Here is a 1,959-nt window from a genome sequence, read left to right as displayed (position 1 = left end):
CTTCCAGTGTGGCCCATTCATGTCTGACGGAACAGGATTTGCCGTCGCCCAGATATTTGGTAAATGCCTGCTGTTTGTTTTTAACATGGCCTTCGCGAATGAGGAATTCGGCAATGTGGGTACGGCTGGCCATTTCTTTGTTGGCGGCCAATGCCAGCGCGCCTTCATACGAGCCTGTTATGCCTTTTTTCTCCAGTTTGGCCGCGATGGCTTCCAATCGTTTTAGACGGCCTTTGCGGACTTCGGCAAGCAGGTTTTGCAGGGCTTCGTTGTGTTCGTCAAAGTCCAAACCGACAATGTGGATGGTGCGGCCGCGCCAAGTGACGGATATTTCCACGCCGTTGACGAAGGGGAGGCCGAGGGTATCGGCTTCGGCACGTGCTTCGGCAAGTCCGCCGGTATGGTCGTGGTCGGTCAGGGCGAGCAGGGTGCAACCGTTTTGAAGGGCGAGTCGGACGACTTCGGTTGGGGAAAGCATGCCGTCTGAAACGGTTGAATGGCAGTGTAAATCAATCATGGTTTTGCTTTGAATTTTCTCAAAAAAGGCCGTCTGAACGTTTCAGACGGCCTTGATTTGTTAGAACAGAGAGTCCAGTTGTTGTCTGTTATTGTTGCCGGTATTGCTTGGCAGAACTGGGGTTTCGTCTAATTCTTCACGGGCTGGCGCATTGCCGCTCTCGGTACGGCGGCGGTTTTCATTCGGAACGGCACGATGGGCAGGACGCGGAGCAACGCCGCTGTTGTCCAAGGCCAGGTCGGAGCTGGTGGTCATGCGTTCGCGCATATACACTTCGCCGCCGTTTGTAACCACGCCTTCAGGTGCTTTCATCGGTTTGACGCTGGTGCCTTTCAGGGCGAAGCGCATGTATTCTACCCAAACCGGTACGGCGATTGTACCACCGTAACCTGCACGACCCATGCTGCGCGGTTTGTCAAAGCCGATATAGACGGCAGTCACAACGCTAGGGTTGAAGCCGACAAACCATGCGTCTTTGTTGTCGTTGGTGGTACCGGTTTTACCGGCGATGTCGGCGCGGCCGAGTGCGGCTGCACCGCGTGCGGTACCGACACGGACAACGTCTTGCATGATTTTGTACATGATGTAGGCGTTGCGCGGGTCAATGGCCTGAGGTGCGTTCTCACCGGCTACCAAAGGTTGCATTTGCGCTCTCAGACGGCCTTGGCTGTCGTAGATTTTGTCGATGACGTGGGCAGATACTTTGTAACCGCCGTTGGCAAAGACGCTGTAACCTTCTGCAATACGCAACGGTGTGGTTTCGCCTGTACCCAAAGCCATAGACAGGCTAGCAGGGATTTCAGACGGCTTGAAGCCGAAGCGTTGGATGTATTGTTGCGCGTAGCCGATGCCGATAGACATCAGGATGCGGATGGACACCATGTTTTTCGAAGCGGTCAAAGCCTGGCGCAGCGTGATGTAACCGGAATAGCGGCCGTCTGAATTTTTCGGGTTCCACACTTTGCCGTTTGCACCTTTGCCCGGCAGGGAAATCGGCGCATCGTTAATCATGGTGGAGGCAGTCATGCCTTTTGCCAAAGCGGCGGAATAAACAAACGGTTTAAACGTAGAGCCGGGTTGGCGCATGGCTTGAGTTGCGCGGTTGAAGGTTTTGCTGTGGTAGTCGTAGCCGCCGACCAATGCGCGGACTGCACCGGTTTTCGCATCTAAAGACACCAATGCGCCTTGCAGCAAAGGCTCTTGAACGACGGTAAAGGTATCGCCGCTGCCTTTAACGCGGATGACGGAGCCGCGGCGGATGCGGTCTTCGCCCATTTTTTCGTTGTTGACGGCACGGGCGGCAAAGCCTAAAGCGTGGCTGTTCAGCGTCACTTTACGTCCGCTTGGCAACTGAATCTGTACACCTTTACGGGAGGCTTCCAATACAACTGCAGGAATCATCTTATCGACGGTGTAAAGTGTAGAAAGATGTTGGCTGACGG

The 1,959-nt window shown here is 54.7% G+C and carries 2 protein-coding genes; both read right to left on the bottom strand.

The genetic code is table 11. From position 1 onward, the window contains the following. On the bottom strand, positions 1-517 hold a 517-nt coding region (locus tag ACTHUM_RS12475), incomplete at its 3' end, for a PHP domain-containing protein (protein ID WP_440403009.1). Between the two features lie 60 nt (positions 518-577). Then, the coding region (locus ACTHUM_RS12470; protein ID WP_440403008.1) for a penicillin-binding transpeptidase domain-containing protein at positions 578-1,959 on the bottom strand (1,382 nt) is incomplete at its 5' end.

The sequence above is a fragment of the Neisseria sp. P0021.S006 genome, assembly GCF_051956895.1.
The sequence above is the reverse complement of the archived record's forward strand: the minus strand, read 5'-3'. Positions and strand labels throughout refer to the sequence as shown.